Genomic DNA, 17350 nt, shown 5'->3' with positions numbered 1-17350 from the left:
ATGTCCTTCCGCCTGAGCTACCGGGCCGACCCGGGTAACCCCTGGTTCTCCTGGCAGTACGTGCGGGACAACTCTGACACGATCCTCGCCGCGGTGCGCGAACACGCCTCCCTCACCGGGCGGGCGGTGCTGATCGCGGTGCTGATCGCCCTACCGTTGTCCGTGGTCGCCTACTGGTTCCGCCCGCTGGCCGGTCCGATCCTCGGCATCACCGGTGTGATCTACACCATCCCGTCGCTGGCGCTGTTCGCGTTCATCGCGCCCTACCTGGGCACCGGCGCCACCACCGTGCTGGTCGGGTTGGTCCTGTACGCGCTGCTGCTGATCGTGCGCAACGTGGTGGCCGGGCTCAACCAGGTGCCGCCGGAGGTCCGCGAGGCCGCGGAGGGCATGGGCTACGGCCGGTGGGGGCGACTGTTCCGGATCGACCTGCCGCTGGCGATCCCGGGCATCCTGACCGGGCTGCGACTGGCCACCGTGTCGACGGTCGCGCTGGTCACCGTGGGGGTGCTGGTCGGGCACGGCGGGCTCGGGCAGTTGATCTTCGCGGGCTTCCAGAACAACCTCTACAAGGCCGAGATCATGACCGGCACAGTGCTCTGTGTGGCGCTCGCGGTGCTGCTGGATCTGCTGCTGGTCCTGGTGGCCCGGCTGGTCACCCCCTGGTCCGTCCGGGGCGCGCGGTGAGCGCCGCCGCGAACCCGGTGCACCAGGCGGTGCTCTGGCTCAACGACCCCCTGAACTGGACCAACCCCGGCGGCATCCTGGACCGGCTCGGCGAGCACCTGGCGATCTCGGCTGCGGCGGTGGCGCTCGGCTGTCTGGTGGCCTGGCCGCTCGGGCTCTGGCTGGGGCACACCGGGCGGGGCGGCGGCCTGGTGGTGCTGGTGTCCAACGCCACCCTGGCCATCCCGACCCTGGCGCTGTTGACCATCCTGCCGCTGACCTTCCTCGGCTTCGGCCGTACGCCGGTGGTGGTGGCCCTGGCCGTCTTCGCCGTACCGCCGCTGCTGGCCAACGCCTACACCGGCGTACGTCAGGCGGACCCGGAGGCCCGCGACGCGGCGCGCGGGATGGGCCTGTCGGGCGGGCAGTTGCTGCGTCGGGTGGAGTTGCCGCTCGCGGTGCCCTACCTGGCCGCCGGCTTCCGGACCGCCGCCGTGCAGGTGATCGCCACCACAGCGTTGGCCTCGTTCGTCAACGGCGGCGGTCTCGGCGAGATCATCCGCACCGGCTTCGGCCTGAGCATCGCGGCCGGCGGGGGTCAGATCGTGGCCGGCGGTGTACTGGTGGCCGGGCTCGCGCTGCTGGCCGAAGTGATCCTGGGCGGCGTCGAACGGCTGGTCACCCCCGGTCCGCTACGGCGCGGTCAGCAGCGCGCCGGGCGGCCCCGACCCGCCGACGCCACCGGCAGCGCCTGACCCACCCAGGCCCGTTCGGCGGGTTACCCGTCCGGGTGAGCGGTCGCCGAGCCGGCGACCGGCGGCGGGCCGGCCGGTGACGATGCGGTGACGAAGCCCTCCCCAAGTTGTCGGTCGGTTGCGGACCATGTTGGGTGGATATTCGCGGGCGACCGACAGCCAGGATCGCCCGTCGGACACGCGGCCGGCCCGGGACGGGTCGCGCCGGGACACGGAAGGCGGGCACATGCGCGCAAAAACACGTCTGGCGATCGGCACGATCGGCGTCATCGCCGCGGCAGGGCTTCTGACCGGGTGCGGTGACGCCGGCTCGTCCGGCACCGACGCGCCGCAGGCGGGTGCCTCCGGGGCCGGGTGCGCCCCGGTCGCCGGCCAGCAGCTCATCGCTCTGCAGGACGACAAGAAGCTCCAGAACTCCGACAACGTCATTCCCGCGGTCAACAGCAAGGTGGCCAACCCGCAGCTGATCGCGGCACTGGACAAGGTCTCCGCCGCGCTCGACACGCCGAAGTTGGTCCTGCTCAACAAGGCCGTCGACACCGATCGCAAGACCCCCAAGGTGGCAGCCGAGGAGTTCGCCACCGCGAACAACCTCACTGCGGGCATCGCCAAGGGGCCGGGCGGCGACATCGTCGTCGGCGCCGGCAACTTCAGCGAGAGCCAGACGTTGGCCGAGCTGTACCGGATCGCACTCACCGCCGCCGGCTACCAGGTCAAGGTTCAGCAGATCGGCAACCGGGAGCTCTACGAACCGGCACTGGAGAAGGGCGAGATCCAGGTCGTCCCGGAGTACGCCGCGACCATGGCCGAGTTCCTCAACACCAAGGCCAACGGCGCCAACCCCCCGCCGGTCTCCTCGCCCGACATCAACAACACGGTGGCCGCGCTCAAGGCCGAAGGCGACAAGGCGGGCATCACCTTCGGTGCCCCGGCTGCCGCCCAGGACCAGAACGCCTTCGCGGTGACCCAGGCCTTCGCCGACAAGTACGGCGTGCGGACCCTCTCCGAGTTGGCGGCGAAGTGCTCCGGCAACGCGACCGTGCTGGGTGGCCCGCCGGAGTGCCAGCAGCGTCCGTTCTGCAAGCCGGGCCTGGAGAAGACGTACGGGCTGTCGGTGGGCTCGTTCTCCTCGCTGGACCAGGGCGGGCCGCTGACCAAGAACGGGCTGCGCACCGGTGCCATCAGCGTCGGCCTGATCTTCTCCTCGGACAGCGCTTTCGCCACCAGTTGAGCCACCGCGTAGCGTGCTGACGACGCCCCCGCCCCCACACGGGGCGGGGGCGTCCGCGCGTTCCGGGGACCCGTTCCCTCAGGTGGGGATCGTCGGTAGGCTGCACAGCCATGCCAGCCCCGGTCACCCCCGACGCCCGGCGTCAATCGCCGCTGCTGACCATGCTCTTCTGGGCCGGTGTGGCCCTCGCCCCGGTGGCGGCGCTGATCCTGTTGGTCGCCGACGGCAACGGGCCGCTGCGCTTCGCGGCGGTGCTCGCCATCCTGGCGGTGGTGCTGATCGGCCTCTCCATCGCGCTGCGGACCGATGGGGAGGGTGCCTCGGCGCGGGCCGACGAGCTGCTGGACGAGATCGAGGAGCTTCGCCGGGAGTTGCGCACCGAGATCGTGGCTGCCGCTCAGCGCGGCAACCAGGCGCTCGATCAGGCGCAGCGGGCCCAGGAGGGGGTCGCCGCAGTCCGCCGCCGCCTCGACGCCAGCGGCGCCGCCCTCGCCGGTGCCACCCCCTCCGTCGACCCGGCGGGTGCCGGCCGGGCACGGGTGCCAGCCGCCGAGCCGGTGGACGCCGCTCCGGTCGCCCGCAGCCGGGTGCCGGTGCCCGGCGACGCCCCGGCCGGTCGGGGCCGGGTGCCAGGTCCGGAGGACGCCACCCCCCGGTGGAGCCGTCCCGAGCGCGCCGACGATGACGAGCCGGCGTACCCGCGGTCGGCCGCCGACGCCAGCGCCGAGCCGCCGGCCAGCGGCGGGCTGTACGGTGCCGAGCCGCCGACAGCCGGCGGGGTGTACGGCGCGCAGCGACCAGCCGCCGCCGGGTACGGGTCGGCCCCTCGCCCTCGTGAGCAGGACCGCCCCGAGCCGGCGCACCGGCCGCACGGCGTGGTCCGGCACACCGAGACCGTGCACGTGACCACCCGGCACACCGTGGTGGACGGCGGTCCGGCCGAGCCGGGAGCGCCGTACGGCGGCGGATACGCCGGCCAGTGGACCCCGCCGGCACGGGAGTGGGCCCGGGGCGGCGGCGCGGAGGAGCCTTCCCGGCCGGCTGACCGCTCGTGGGGTGAGCCCGAGGAACGCGGCCGGTCCGGCTACGACGACCGTGCCCGCCCCGCCGACGATCGCCGCTCCGGCGACGACCGGCCCTGGGCCGGGCAGGCCGCGACCCGGGGTGAGCCCGGCTGGGGCGTTCGACCCGAGCGGGCACCCGACCGGCCGCACCCGGGTTCCTGGCCGAACCCGGACGACCACCACGACGACCGCGGCTGGTCGGAGCAGCGTGAGCCGGATCGGACGGCAGCGCCGCAGCCCGGGCCGGCCCTGCGAGCGGACGACACCGGCGAGTACTGGTCGCAGCTGCGTACCGGCGACCGGTGGGCGGCCGTCCGCGACGACGAGCACGGCCGTGAGCTGCGGGTCGGTGAGCGCCGGGCCGAAATGCACGCGGACGCCACCGGCACCGAGTACCAGGTGGCCGATCGATGGGCCACCGTCCGCCACGAGGAGCCCCGCCGCCACGAGGACGCCCGCCGGTACGAGGACGCGGGCCGGTACGACGAGCCGCGTGGCTACGACGAGCGCGAGTCGTACCACCGGGACGAGCCGGCGCGCCGACACGACCGCGACGGGGGCTGGCGGGCCGAACCGGAGGACCGGCCAGCGCTGCCGGTCGGCGGCGTGCCGGTGCCGGACGAGTGGCGCCCCCCGCGCCAGCGCGGCCACCAGGCGGAACCCGCACCCGAGCGGGCCGGCCGGCGCCGCGTCGAGGAGCAGTACGGCTACCCGCCGCAGGACGATGCGCCGCGCGCCGGCGGCGCCCCGCCCACCGACCGCTGGCGCTGACCCGGTCAGGTCACTTGTCGATGTCCCCGACCACGAAGAACATCGAGCCGAGGATGGCGATCAGGTCCGGCACCAGGCAGCCGGGGAGCAGGGTGGCCAGCGCCTGCACGTTGGCGTACGACGCGGTGCGCAGCTTCAGCCGCCACGGCGTCTTCTCGCCACGGGAGACCAGGTAGTAGCCGTTGATGCCGAGCGGGTTCTCGGTCCAGGCGTAGGTGTGCCCCTCCGGCGCCTTCAGCACCTTGGGCAGCCGGGTGTTGATCGGTCCGGTCAGCTGATCCACCCGGTCCAGGCACTGCTCGGCGAGGTCCAGCGACGCGTACACCTGGTCGAGCAGCACCTCGAAGCGGGCGTGGCAGTCGCCGGCGGTCTTCGTCACCACCGGCACGTCCAGCTCGTCGTAGGCCAGGTAGGGGTCGTCGCGCCGCAGGTCCAGGTCGAGCCCCGAGGCCCGGGCCACCGGCCCGGACGCGCCGAACGCGGCGGCGTCGGCGGCGGAGAGCACGCCCACCCCCACGGTCCGGGCCAAGAAGATGTCGTTGCGCCGGATCAGGTGGTCCAGGTCCGGCAACCGCCGGCGTACCTCGCCGATCGCCGCGCGGGCCCGTCCGGTCCAGCCGTACGGCACCTCCTCCTTGAGCCCGCCCACCCGGTTGAACATGTAGTGGATCCGGCCGCCGGAGACCTCCTCCATCACCGCCTGGATGGTCTCCCGTTCCCGGAAGGCGTAGAACATCGGCGTGATCGCGCCGATCTCCAGCGGGTAGGAGCCGAGGAACATCAGGTGGTTGAGCACCCTGTTCAGCTCGGCCAGCGCCATCCGCAGCCAGGTGGCCCGCTCCGGCACCTCCATGCCCATCAGCCGCTCCACCGCGAGCACCACACCCAGCTCGTTGGAGAACGCGGACAGCCAGTCGTGCCGGTTGGCCAGCACGATGATCTGCCGGTAGTCGCGCACCTCGAAGAGCTTCTCCGCGCCCCGGTGCATGTAGCCGACGATCGGTTCGCAGGCGACCACCCGCTCACCGTCGAGTACCAGCTTCAGCCGCAGCACGCCGTGCGTGGAGGGGTGCTGTGGGCCGATGTTCAGCACCATGTCGGTGCCGAGCTGCTCACCGCCGGTGTCGGCGACCAAGCCGGCCCCGGTGCCGACGGTCAGTTCACGGAGGTCCCCGGCGTCGGTGGTCATGCCCGTCATCGTGCCACGGCCGGCCCGAGCGGGATGCCGACCGGTTGGCGCAGCCACCAGTGCCCGCCGAGCCCGGCCGGGTCGGTCAGCTCGGCCACCGCCGACGCGGCGGCCAGTGCCCGCACGTACCCCGCCGGGTCGGTGCCGGCCAGGCTCAGCGGCGGTCGGCCGCCGTCGGCCCCGAGCGCCCGCAGCGCCTCCCGCTGCGAGACCAGGGAGTACGCACACCGGGCGACCGCTGCGCCGGCGGAGGCGACCGAGTCCATGGCCACGTGCGCGGTCACGTCAGCCGACCCGTCCGGCACCGGAGGCACCTGCCGCCCACCCCGGTACCCGGTCAGCGTCCCGTCCACCGGCCGCCCGTCCCGCAGGTGCCCATAGTCCACGGCCACGGCCATCCCTCGCTCGATCCTGCTTATCGCGTCCGCCCATGCTGCGTCCCTTGCCCGCCCGATCTCGGCTCGTGTGTGGTCGCTGTGGGGGGTTTCCGGGCAGCCCGGCCGGCTCCGGGCGGTCAGGCTTGATCCCTGCGCCGGCCGGGCTGCCCGGAAACCCGGCTCGCTTCCGCTGGTCGCGGCAGTTCCGGCCGCCGCCGGATTCAAGTCACGGTCCGCACCAGGCAGGCTCGTGGGCCTTGGCCACCATGTCGTCAACCATTCGAGATCATCAGGGCTGACGAGTTCCCCAACCGTCTCCGCGCCACTGTTCGGGTCGACCAGCAGGTACCGCCAGCCATCCCTGGTGTGCACCGCCACGTCCAACGGAACGTTGTCCAACCACTCGGTTGCCAGCAGCACCCCGTTGATCCCAGCAGGAATCGCAGACACCCACTCGATCTCCTCAGGCAGGTGCTCAGGACGAGGTGCCAGCTCAACCGCCGTGAACCGCACCCGTTCCGCCAGCGACGGACGGACGGCGCCCGACGACGGCACATCACGTGACGGCCGGGCGGCGGCCGTGGCGGTCAGGGTTTCCGGGGAGCCCGCCCGCGGAGGGATCAAGCCTGACCGCCCGGAGCGGGTGGGCTCCCCGGAAACCCCCACCGCGAGCCCGGCGGCGGTCTCGGATGCGGCGAACCCGGCGGCGTCTTCGGATGAGACGAGCCTGAGCAGGGTAAGGAGCAGCTCCCCTCGCCCAGCGCCGACGTCGACCACGGAGAGGCGGGAAGGGTGGCCGAGGGCCGTGTCCACCTCGGAGATCAGGCGCAGCAGTGCGCTGGCGAACGCCGGGGAGGCGTGCACGCTGGTCCGGAAGTGGTCGGCCGGCCCGGCACCGGCCACGAAGAAGCCGCCCGGCCCGTAGAGCGCCCGGCTCATCGCGTCACGCCAGGGAATCGACATCAGTTCATTCCGTGTTCAGGGTGCGTCACCGTGCCGACCCTACGGTCACCGGGTATGAGACGACTCGTGATCCCCGCGCTGGCGGTCGTACCGCTGCTGCTGGCCGGCGCTCCCGCGACCGCCGCGCCGCGCCCCGCAGGGACCGACACCCCGCGCCCGGTCCGCGCGGTGGTCGAGACCCCCTCCCTCTTTGACGACGCGGCCGGCGGGGACGCCGACGCGGACGATCCGGCGATCTGGGTCAACCCGACCGACCGGGCCGGCAGCCTGGTCATCGCCACCGCGAAGAACGGCGGTCTGCGGGTGTACGACCTGCGGGCCCGCGAACGACAGGTGATCGCCACCCCGCCGGCACCCGGACCGGAGGACGAGGCTGGCCGGTTCAACAACGTCGACCTGGTCGGCGGGTTCCGGCTGGCCGGCCGGCGCGCGGACCTGGCCGTGGTCACCGACCGGGGGCGTGACCACCTGCGCTTCTACCGGATCGACCCGCGCACCCGGCTGCTGACCGACGTGACCGCGCCGGACGTGCCGTTCGCGTTCAACGCCGACCAGGCCGGGGTCAACGAGCAGCGCACCGCGTACGGGCTGGGCACGTACACCGACACCGACGGCAGCGTGTACGCCGTGGTGAGCCGGCGCAGCACCCCGGAGGTGGGGGTGTTCCGGCTGGTGGAGCGGGCCGGGAAGGTGAGCTACCGGCGGGTGGACAGGCTGACCCTGCCCAGCACGTTCACCCTGCCCGACGGCACCGCGTGGTCGCCGTGCACCGACCCGGGTGACGGCCCGCAGGTGGAGGGAACGGTGGTGGACCCGGACAGCGGGGTGGTGCACCTGGCCCAGGAGAAGGTCGGGCTGTGGCGTACCCGACTGGTCCACGGCCGGTTCGTGGGCGCACCGGTGTCGGTGGAGCGGGTCCGCGAGTACGGCGTGCCGGCGGCGTACGACGCCGAGGAGGAGGACTGCGTGACCGACTACGCGGCCGATCCCGGTTTCGGCGGCCGGATCGCCCAGGACGTGGAGGGGCTGACCATCTACCCCACCGGGCATTCCACCGGCACCCTGCTCGTGTCCAGTCAGGGTGACGACACCTTCTACACCTACGACCGGCGCACCGATCGGCCGACGGGCCGGTTCGCGGTGGTCGACGGCCGGGTCGACGGGTCGCAGGAGTGTGACGGCGCGGCCGTGGTCTCCACCCCGTTGCCCGGCTACCCGGGTGGTCTGCTGGTGGTGCACGACGGCCGGAACACCCCGGAGACCCCGGGTGAGGACGGCGAGGCCCGTCCGGACACCGACTTCAAGTTCCTCGACGCCGGATTCCTCCGCCCCCGGCACTGACCGTCGCGGTGGCCCCCGGAAACGTCCGGGGGCCACCGCGCCGATCCCGCCCGGCGGGGTCGTGAAGGTTTTCACACATGCTTGTCCCGGTTCCGTGACCCGGGCGCATACTTGCGATCGACCGGTACCCCTTCTCGAGGACTGGATCGTCGTCATGAGCGCACCGTTGCGCCCGCGTCCGGCCGCCCCGCGCGGAGCCGCCGTACCGCAGGGCCGCGCCGTCACCGGCGCCCCGGCTTCCGTTCCCTCTCGCTTCCTGACCGTCGGTGTCGTCGGCGCCGGACGGGTCGGTGCCGTGCTGGGCGCCGCGCTCGCCGCAGCCGGGCACCGGGTGGTCGCCGTCGCCGGCGGCTCCGGGGCCAGCCGCGCCCGGCTCGCCCTGCTGCTGCCCGACGTACCTCGCCGTCCGGTCGCCGCCGTCGCCCACGCCGCCGCCGATCTGCTGCTGATCGCGGTGCCGGACGACGCGCTGGCCGGGGTGGTCGCCGACCTCGCCGACCGGGGCGCGCTGCGCCCGGGCCAGGTGGTCGCGCACACCTCCGGCGCGCACGGGCTGGCCGTGCTGGAGCCCGCCGTGGCGGTCGGCGCCAGGCCACTCGCCCTGCACCCCGCCATGACCTTCACCGGTACGCCGGACGACCTGGCCCGGCTGGCCGGCATCTCCTACGGGGTGACCGCCCCGGCGGAGCTGCGCCCGCTGGCCGCCCGGCTGGTCGCCGACCTCGGCGGCGTGCCCGAGTGGGTGGGCGAGGCGGACCGCCCGCTGTACCACGCCGCGCTGGCGCACGGCGCGAACCACCTGGTGACCCTGGTGAACGAGGCGACCGACCGGCTGCGCGACGCCGGTGTGGCCCAGCCGGAGAAGGTGCTCGCCCCGCTGCTGCGGGCCGCCCTGGAGAACGCGCTGCGGCTGGGCGACGACGCGCTGACCGGCCCGGTCTCCCGCGGTGACGCGGGTACCGTCCAGCGGCACCTGGCCCGGCTGGCCGCCACCGCCCCGGAGTCCGTCCCCGCCTATCTGGCGCTGGCCCGGCGTACCGCCGACCGGGCGATCGCCGCCGGCCGGCTCCAGCCGGTGGACGCGCAGTCGCTGCTCGGCGTGCTCGCCAGCACCAGCCGGGAGGTGGCGGCATGACCCAGCTGGTGCACACCCGCGCCGACCTGGCCGAGGCACGGGCCGCGCTGAAGGGCACCGTCGCCGTGGTGATGACCATGGGCGCGCTGCACTCCGGGCACGAGACGCTGCTGCGCGCTGCCCGGGACCAGGCCGACCACGTGCTGGTGACGATCTTCGTGAACCCGCTGCAGTTCGGGCCGAACGAGGACTTCGACCGCTATCCGCGGACGCTCGACTCGGACCTGGAGGTGTGCCGGCGGGCCGGCGCCGACCTGGTCTTCGCCCCGTCGGTGGCCGAGATGTACCCGGACGGCCAGCCCCGGGTGCGGCTCGACCCGGGCCCGCGCGGCGCGGAACTGGAGGGCGCGAGCCGCCCCGGCTTCTTCCACGGCGTACTCACCGTGGTGTTGAAACTGCTCCAGCTCACCCGGCCTGACCTGGCGTTCTTCGGCGAGAAGGACTACCAGCAGCTCACCCTGGTCCGGCGGATGACCCGGGACCTGGACGTACCGGTCGAGGTGGTTGGCGTGCCGACCGTCCGGGAGCCGGACGGTTTGGCGCTGTCCAGCCGCAACCGCTACCTGAGCGAGCCCGAGCGGGCCGCCGCGTTGAGCCTGTCCGCCGCGCTGCTGGCCGGTGCGCGGGCCGCCGACGACGGCCTGGACGCGGGGGCGGTGCTGTCCGCCGCGCACGCCGCGTTCGGCGCCGGTACGCCCGGTGCCCGGCTCGACTACCTGGTACTCACCGATCCGGAGCTGGAGCCGGGGCCGGTGTCCGGGCCGGCGCGGCTGGTGATCGCCGCGTGGGTGGGCAGCACCCGGTTGATCGACAACGCGGCGATCCACCTCGCCCCCCGCCCCTGATCCGGCCGTACCCTTCACCACCATCGCGAAAGGCCACCCCGATGCTGCGGACCATGCTCAAGTCGAAGATCCACCGCGCCACCGTGACCCAGGCCGACCTGCACTACGTCGGCTCGGTGACGGTGGACGAGGACCTGCTCGACGCTGCCGACCTGCTCCCCGGCGAGCAGGTGGCGATCGTGGACATCACCAACGGGGCCCGGCTGGAGACGTACGTCATCCCGGGCGAGCGGGGCAGCGGCGTGATCGGCATCAATGGCGCTGCCGCGCACCTGGTGCACCCCGGTGACCTGGTCATCCTGATCTCGTACGGGCAGATGGACGACGCCGAGGCCCGGTCGTACCGGCCACGGGTGGTGCACGTCGATGCGGACAACCGGGTGGTCGAGCTGGGCGCCGATCCGGCTGCGGCGGCACCGGGCACGGCCGGCGACCCGGTGCCCAGCCCGTTGGCCGTGGCGAGCGCCTGATCCCACGCACGGCGATTCCGGTCTGTCACCGGAAGGTCATTTCCGGTTACCCTTGGCACGCCGTCGGAAGCTGGTCGGTGGCTGGGGGAGGCCGCGATGCGCCGTGCGATGACGACCCTGTTCGCCGCTGCTGTGACGGCAGTTCTGCTGGCCGGCTGCGCCAGGGCCGGCGGCCTGGACGGTGATCTGACCGACGACTGGGCGGCGCTGCCACCGGCGGTGCCGTTCACCCCGGCCGCCGGCGTGTGTCAGGCCGCCGACTTCACCGACGTCGTCACCCTGGCCGGCTATCAGCCGATGGACTGTGCCGGCCCGCACCGGGAGGAGACCGTGCACGTGGGGGCGTTCCCGGTCGAGCGGGCCGGCGGCTCTGCCGAGCTGCGCGGCGCGTTCGCCGAGTGCGACACCCGGGCCACCGGGTACGTGGGCGACGACTGGCGGGCCGGCCGGTTGCGGCTGTCGGTGGCGCTGCCGTCCGGGCCGGGCTGGGCGGCGGATTCCCGCTGGTACCGGTGCGATCTCACCGAGTTGACCACGGTCGAGGCGGCGGCCACCGTGGTGGTCCGGTCGGGCAGTCTGCGGGACGCGTTGAAGGGGGTCTCCGCGCTGCGGTTGGGCTGCCAGCAGACCCGCGGCGCGACCGTCCGGGGCGCGCAGACGCTGGTCCCGGTGGAGTGCGGTGTCCGCCACGACGCCGAGTTCGTCGGGGTCTGGCGGGCACCGGACACGCCGTACCCGACCCGGGACGCGGACTGGGCTCCGCTCTACACCGGCTGCCGCACGATCCTCGGCCGGTACGTGGGCGTGCCGGACGACGCCGAGCTGCGATTCCGCAGCGGTGTGGTGGTCCGCCCGCCGGGTGCGGGGCGCTGGCGGGTCGGCGACCGGGGGTTCCGCTGCTACCTGTGGCTCAGCGACCGTACGGCGACCGGCTCGCTGCGGGGCGCGGGCCCGGCCGGCCTGCCGGTTCGGACGAAGTGACCACGGCCAACCGTCCGGCGCGGCAAGGCCGGCGCCGGACGGGGTAGCCCATACCACTCGTCGTGCCCCGGCCGCCCGGGGCGAGGACGGTTCGGGTTGACTGGGGGGATGGACCTTCCGACCGTCGACCTGCCGGCGCTGCCCCCGTTGCTGGCCGCGCCCGCGCCCGGCTGGGTGGAGACCACCGACGTGATCGTGGTGGGTTCCGGGGTGGCCGGGTTGACCGCGGCGCTGCACCTGCGCGAGGCGGGCCTGCACGTCACGGTGGTCACCAAGGTCAACATCGACGACGGCTCGACTCGGTGGGCGCAGGGCGGCATCGCCGCCGTGCTCGACTCGGCGGACACCCCGGCGGCGCACGCGTCGGACACCGAGATCGCCGGTGTCGGGCTCTGCGACCCGGCGGCGGTCCGGGTGCTGGTCGAGGAGGGCCCACTCCGGCTGCGGGAGCTGATCCGGATCGGCGCCGAGTTCGACCGCAACCCGGACGGTTCGCTGATGCTGACCCGTGAGGGAGGGCACCGGGCGGACCGGATCGTGCACGCCGGCGGAGACGCCACCGGAGCCGAGGTGCAGCGGGCCCTGCACGAGGCGGTACAACGCGACCCGTGGATCCGGCTGGTCGAGCACGCCCTGGTGCTGGACCTGCTGCGTGCCCCCGGCGACGGCCCGGACGGGCTCGGCCCGGCCTGCGGAATCACCCTGCACGTACTCGGCGAGGGCAGCGAGGATGGTGTGGGCGCGCTGCTGGCCCGGGCCGTGGTGCTGGCGACCGGCGGGATGGGGCAGATCTTCGCCGCCACCACCAACCCGGCGGTCTCCACGGGGGACGGCGTGGCGCTGGCGATGCGTGCCGGCGCGGCGGTGACCGATGTGGAGTTCGTCCAGTTCCACCCGACCGCCCTGATCACCCCGTCCGGCGTGGGCGTGCCCGGTGCCGGCCACGCGCAGCAGCCGCTGGTCTCCGAGGCGCTGCGTGGCGAGGGCGCGTACCTGGTGGACGCGGACGGCAAGCGGTTCATGGTGGGCCAGCACGAGCTGGCCGAGCTGGCCCCCCGGGACGTAGTGGCCAAGGGCATCCACCGGGTGCTGCTGGCCACCGGCGCGGACCACGTCTTCCTCGACGCCCGGCACCTGGGTGGGACCTTCCTGGCCGCCCGGTTCCCGACCATCGTGGCGTCCTGCCTGGCGATCGGCGTGGACCCGGCCACCGACCTGATCCCGGTCGCCCCGGCCGCGCACTACGCCTCCGGCGGCGTCCGCACCGACCTGCGCGGCCGCACGTCCATCCCCGGCCTGTACGCCTGCGGCGAGGTCGCGTGCACGGGCGTGCACGGTGCGAACCGGCTGGCCAGCAACTCGCTGCTGGAGGGCCTGGTCTTCTCCCGGCGAATCGCCGAGGACATCGCGGCCGGCCTCCCCGAGCAGGTCCAACCGGCGGACACCGGCGCCTGGCGCGGCGGTGCGGGCTGGGTGCTCCCGACGGAGACGACGCCGGCCCTGCAACGGGCGATGACCCGGGGCGCCGGGGTGCTTCGCTCGGCCGCGACGCTGGCCGACACGGCCGGCACGCTGACCGAGGTGGGTACCGCTCGAGGCCGACCGCGGACCGCCGACTGGGAGGCGACCAACCTGCTCACCGTGGCATCGACGCTGGTGGCCGCCGCGTACGCCCGCGGTGAGACCCGGGGCTGCCACTGGCGGGAGGACTTCCCCACGGCCGACGAGCGGTGGCTGGGTCACCTGGTCGGGTCAGTCGGGGCGCAGGGCCGGTTGACGCAGCAGTGGGAGGGAATGCGGTGAGCGCGAGGAGTGAGCCGATTTTGCAGGCCCCGCAGTCGGAAACGGAGAAGGTCATGACGGAGTCGACGCGGCAGGCGATGCGGGCGGCCGGACTGGACCCCGCGCAGGTGCGGCGGGTGATCGAGAACGCGCTGGTCGAGGACCTGGGGCCGGACTTCCTGGACGTCACGAGCGTGGCCACCATCCCGGCGGAGCAGACCGACACCGCCGACCTGGTGGCCCGCGCGGACGGCGTGGTGGCCGGGATGGCGGTGGCCGCCGCCGTGTTCGAGCTGGTCGGAGAGGTGACCGGGTTCGGCCGTACCGTCGAGGTGTCGGTGCTGGCCCGTGACGGGGAGCGGGTGGCGCGCGGCGACGTGCTGGCGACGGTGACCGGGCCGACCCGGCTGCTGCTCACCGCCGAGCGCACCGCGCTCAACCTGCTCTGCCGGATGTCCGGGGTGGCCACCCACACCCGTGCCTGGGCGGATGCGCTGGCCGGCACGAAGGCGATGGTGCTGGACACCCGCAAGACCACGCCGGGCCTGCGGCAGCTGGAGAAGTACGCGGTGCGGGCTGGCGGCGGCACCAACAAGCGGATGGGCCTCTACGACGTGGCCATGATCAAGGACAACCACAAGCTCGCCGCCGGGGGCATCACCGCGGCCTATCGGCGGGTCCGGGAGGCGTTCCCGGAGGTGCCGGTGCAGGTCGAGGTGACCACGGTCGGCGAGGCGGTGGAGGCGGTGGAGGCCGGTGCGGGCTTCCTGCTCTGCGACAACATGACGCCGGAGACGCTCGCGGAAGCGGTGACGGCGGTGGGGGACCGGGCGGAGCTGGAGGCGACCGGCGGCCTGACCCTGGAGGTGGCCGGCCGGTACGCGGCCACCGGCGTCGACTTCCTCTCGGTGGGCGCGCTGACCCACTCGTCGCCCATTCTGGACATCGCCATGGACCTGCGGATCGAGTGACGGGTGTCCGGCCCGGCGCTACTCGCGGCGGGCCGGGCCTCAGACGGTGGTCAGTGAGGTGGCGGCCAGGTTGAAGATCACCCGGTTCTCGGTGTCCTGCCGGCCGTCCAGGCCGTACTTGGCCCGGAAGAGTTCCAGCACCCGGTTGTAGATCTCGGGCGGCAGCTCGTCGGCCTCGCCGATGGCGAAGGTCTCGCCCTCCGCCTCGGGCCGGTCCAGCACCACACTCAGCCCGGCCAGGCCGTGCCGGGCCACGTTGCGCACCAGGTCGGTGCCGGCGATGTACCAGTCGCCGTCGGAGCGGACGTAGAGCGCCTCGCAGGTCTCCAGGTCCCGACCGGCCTGGCGCAGGCAGAGCCGCAGGGTGAGGCAGGCCGCCAGGTCCTCCACCGGCGCGGTCTCCCACAGCTCGGCGAACCGGTCGTCGACGAACTCGCCGAGCGGGGTCGAGACGAACGCCTCGATCTGCTGGGTGTCGAAGGTGCTGCCCTGGACCGGGAAGAACGAGATGAACGCCTTGCCGTCCCAGCGGTACATCTGCACCGAGGGGGCGGCGCTGTACACCCGGACCTGGAGCCGGGCCCGGGCCGACTCGGGCAGCTCCTCGGCGAGCCGGGCCAGGTGCCACATGTTGTTGAGGATGGCCACCGAGGCGTCCCGCCGGCGCAGCTCCTCGCCGCGCAGCCGGACCGCCGGCGAATCCGGGTCGAGCAGCAGCACCTTGACTGCGGCGCCGTTGACGAGCGCGGAGCGCAGCGCCGCCACGAACCGGGACGCGTACGGGCCCTCCAGCATGCTGGTCCAGGTCTCCAGGATGGCCACGATCTCCCGGGACTGGGCGACCCGTTCGATCAGCGCGTCTCGGTCCAGTCGCGGGTGCTCGATGATGCTGACCGTCTGGAGTTCGCGGAAGAGCGGGTTGAGCACCACGTAGGTCAGCAGCGTCATGATCAGCGCGGCGCCGATGTTGAGGTAGAGATCGCCGGCGAAGCTGCCGGCCTCCCGCAGGGACGCCCGCCACGCTTGCACGACCATCCAGATGGCGCCGCCGGCCAGTGCGACCAGCACCAGCACATGCCGCCTACGCCGGCGCAGGGTGTTCCGGCCCCGCACCCACCACGTCCCCGACATGTCCGCTCCCCGTCCGGCCGCGCCGTGGATTGACCCATGTTCATGTCGCGATGCGACAAGGATACGGTCCGCAACCCGGTCCGCACCCGCCCGTACGGTCGTTGTCTAGGCTGCGTGCGTGCTGCTCTGCATCGACATCGGAAACACCAACACCGTGCTGGCGACCTTCGACGGCGACAAGCTGGTGCACTCCTGGCGGATCAAGACCGATGCCCGCTCGACGGCGGATGAGCTGGGTCTGATGTTCCGGGGCCTGCTCGCCGGGGACAACGTCGAGATCACCGGCGTGGCCGCCTGCTCCACGGTGCCGGCCGCGCTGCGGTCACTGCGCACCATGCTCGGCCGCTACTACGCCGACCTGCCGAGCGTGATCGTCGAGCCCGGGGTGCGGACCGGCGTGCAGTTGGCGATCGACAACCCGAAGGAGGTGGGCGCCGACCGGGTGGTGAACACCCTGGCCGCGTACACCCTCTATGGCGGGCCGTCGATCGTCGTGGACTTCGGCACCACCACCAACTTCGACGTGATCAGCGGTCGGGGCGAGTTCCTCGGGGGGGCGTTCGCACCGGGCATCGAGATTTCCTTCGACGCACTCGCCGCGCGCGCCGCCCAGCTACGCAAGGTCGAGGCGACCAAGCCCCGCTCGGTGATCGGCAAGAACACCGTGGAATGCCTCCAGTCCGGCCTGTACTTCGGCTTCGCCGGGCAGGTGGACCGCATCGTCGAGCGGATGACCGAGGAGTTGGGCACGGTGAAGGCGGTGATCGCCACTGGCGGTCTCGCCTCCCTGGTGATCAACGAGTGCCGCAGCATCACCCACCACGAGCCGATGATCACCCTGATCGGCCTGCGGATGGTCTACGACCGCAACCTGTGACCCCGGCGGTTCAGCGCCGTCGGGCGCGGAAGACCAGCGTCCGGTACGGCAGTTCGATGGTCTCCCGGCCGGCCAGGTCCGGGTGGCTGGCCAGGAGGTCTCGGACCTTCCGGTCGACCTCGTCCCGTTCCTGCGGGCTGGCGGTCAGCCAGTAGGAGCGGGTGCGCACCATGCCGAGTAGCTGCTCCGGGGTGAGCCGGGTCCGGTGCGCGAACTGGGCCAGCTCCACCGGCCCGAAGGCCGGGCCGAAGCCGGTGACCTGCTGGAGCAGGTCGCCGGAGTTGTCCCGGAGGTCGGCGATCCGGCTCAACTCGGCGATCCAGCTGGCCGCCCGGTCGTCCCGAACGTTCCAGATCGGGGCGAACATCCCACCCGGCCGGAGCACCCGGGCGACCTCGGCGTGCGCGGGCTCCTTGTCGAACCAGTGGTAGGCCTGGCCGACCAGCACCGCGTCGGCGGTGCCGTCCGGCAGTGGCACCGACTCGGCGCTGCCGGCCAGGGCCGTGAGACCGGGGGTGGCGGCGTCCAGTTGGGCCCGCATGCCGGGGTCGGGCTCCACCGGCTGGACCTGGTGGCCGAGCGCCCGTACGACGCGGGTCAGGATGCCGGTGCCGGCGCCGAGGTCGACGACCTGGGCGGCGTCGTTCAGCCCGTCGAGCGCCCAGCGGACCGCCTCCTCCGGATAGGTGGGGCGAAACCGGTCATAATCGCTCGCCGCAGCGCCGAAGGAGAGGGCATGAGTGTGATCGACCATGGCGGGCAGGTTATCCGGTAACAGCCCCCCAGGCGCTTGAGTACGCT

16 protein-coding genes are annotated in these 17350 nt (G+C 73.3%); 12 read left to right on the top strand and 4 right to left on the bottom strand.

Going from position 1 to position 17350, the window contains the following annotated elements; all coding sequences use genetic code 11:
- The 4 genes from OG470_RS04925 (at position 1) to OG470_RS04910 (ending at position 4487) form a co-directional block, all read left to right on the top strand.
- Positions 1-687 carry an ABC transporter permease gene (locus tag OG470_RS04925; protein ID WP_328421212.1) on the top strand — a complete coding sequence of 229 codons (687 nt, stop codon included), beginning with the start codon at positions 1-3 and terminating at the stop codon, positions 685-687.
- Positions 684-1421 carry an ABC transporter permease gene (locus OG470_RS04920; protein ID WP_328421210.1) on the top strand — a complete coding sequence of 246 codons (738 nt, stop codon included), beginning with the start codon at positions 684-686 and terminating at the stop codon, positions 1419-1421. The genes OG470_RS04925 and OG470_RS04920 overlap by 4 nt, the downstream gene beginning before the upstream one ends.
- 226 nt (positions 1422-1647) lie before the next feature.
- The gene (locus tag OG470_RS04915) at positions 1648-2652 is read left to right on the top strand and encodes a glycine betaine ABC transporter substrate-binding protein (protein ID WP_328421208.1); all 1005 of its coding nucleotides are present in this window, start codon (positions 1648-1650) and stop codon (positions 2650-2652) included.
- Between the two features lie 110 nt (positions 2653-2762).
- The gene (locus OG470_RS04910; RefSeq protein ID WP_328421206.1) at positions 2763-4487 is read left to right on the top strand and encodes a hypothetical protein; all 1725 of its coding nucleotides are present in this window, start codon (positions 2763-2765) and stop codon (positions 4485-4487) included.
- A 10-nt stretch (positions 4488-4497) separates the two neighbouring features.
- Here OG470_RS04910 and OG470_RS04905 read toward each other — a convergent pair whose 3' ends face one another.
- Both OG470_RS04905 and OG470_RS04900 read right to left on the bottom strand, forming a co-directional pair.
- Positions 4498-5685 (bottom strand): NADH-quinone oxidoreductase subunit D, encoded by a 1188-nt coding sequence (locus OG470_RS04905; RefSeq protein WP_328421204.1) that lies wholly within the window; start codon positions 5683-5685, stop codon positions 4498-4500.
- Positions 5682-7016: an SAM-dependent methyltransferase gene (locus OG470_RS04900; RefSeq protein WP_328421202.1), complete on the bottom strand. Its 1335-nt coding sequence runs from the start codon at positions 7014-7016 to the stop codon at positions 5682-5684. The genes OG470_RS04905 and OG470_RS04900 overlap by 4 nt, the downstream gene beginning before the upstream one ends.
- Positions 7017-7070: 54 nt before the next feature.
- On the opposite strand from OG470_RS04900, the gene OG470_RS04895 reads away from it, so the two are divergent.
- The 7 genes from OG470_RS04895 to nadC all read left to right on the top strand — a co-directional run bounded on the left by OG470_RS04895 (position 7071) and on the right by nadC (position 14541).
- The gene (locus OG470_RS04895; protein WP_328421200.1) at positions 7071-8357 is read left to right on the top strand and encodes a phytase; all 1287 of its coding nucleotides are present in this window, start codon (positions 7071-7073) and stop codon (positions 8355-8357) included.
- Between the two features lie 154 nt (positions 8358-8511).
- Entirely contained in the window at positions 8512-9492 is a 981-nt protein-coding gene (locus OG470_RS04890) for a Rossmann-like and DUF2520 domain-containing protein (RefSeq protein WP_328421198.1), read from the top strand.
- Positions 9489-10337, top strand: coding sequence for a pantoate--beta-alanine ligase (gene panC / locus OG470_RS04885; RefSeq protein ID WP_328421196.1), 849 nt, complete (start codon positions 9489-9491; stop codon positions 10335-10337). The genes OG470_RS04890 and panC overlap by 4 nt, the downstream gene beginning before the upstream one ends.
- Before the next feature lie 41 nt (positions 10338-10378).
- Complete coding sequence (gene panD / locus OG470_RS04880; protein ID WP_089018653.1) at positions 10379-10807, top strand: aspartate 1-decarboxylase; 429 nt, start codon at positions 10379-10381, stop codon at positions 10805-10807.
- A 96-nt stretch (positions 10808-10903) separates the two neighbouring features.
- On the top strand, positions 10904-11788 hold the full coding sequence (locus OG470_RS04875; RefSeq protein ID WP_328421193.1) for a septum formation family protein: 885 nt from the start codon (positions 10904-10906) through the stop codon (positions 11786-11788).
- Between the two features lie 108 nt (positions 11789-11896).
- A complete protein-coding gene (locus OG470_RS04870) occupies positions 11897-13591 on the top strand; it encodes an L-aspartate oxidase (protein WP_328421191.1) in 1695 nt (564 codons plus the stop codon).
- A gap of 53 nt (positions 13592-13644) precedes the next feature.
- Positions 13645-14541 (top strand): carboxylating nicotinate-nucleotide diphosphorylase, encoded by an 897-nt coding sequence (gene nadC / locus OG470_RS04865; protein WP_328421189.1) that lies wholly within the window; start codon positions 13645-13647, stop codon positions 14539-14541.
- A 39-nt stretch (positions 14542-14580) separates the two neighbouring features.
- Here nadC and OG470_RS04860 read toward each other — a convergent pair whose 3' ends face one another.
- On the bottom strand, positions 14581-15672 hold the full coding sequence (locus OG470_RS04860) for a hypothetical protein (RefSeq protein WP_328421187.1): 1092 nt from the start codon (positions 15670-15672) through the stop codon (positions 14581-14583).
- 118 nt (positions 15673-15790) lie between these two features.
- On the opposite strand from OG470_RS04860, the gene OG470_RS04855 reads away from it, so the two are divergent.
- Entirely contained in the window at positions 15791-16549 is a 759-nt protein-coding gene (locus tag OG470_RS04855; protein ID WP_252417322.1) for a type III pantothenate kinase, read from the top strand.
- Positions 16550-16559: 10 nt separating this feature from the next.
- On the opposite strand, the gene OG470_RS04850 is transcribed toward OG470_RS04855, so the two are convergent.
- On the bottom strand, positions 16560-17303 hold the full coding sequence (locus OG470_RS04850) for a class I SAM-dependent methyltransferase (protein ID WP_328421182.1): 744 nt from the start codon (positions 17301-17303) through the stop codon (positions 16560-16562).
- Between the last annotated feature and the right edge of the window lie 47 nt (positions 17304-17350).

Source organism: Micromonospora sp. NBC_00389, assembly GCF_036059255.1.
In the GTDB taxonomy this organism is placed as follows: Bacteria; Actinomycetota; Actinomycetes; order Mycobacteriales; family Micromonosporaceae; genus Micromonospora.
This window is presented reverse-complemented; position numbering and strand designations above follow the sequence as displayed.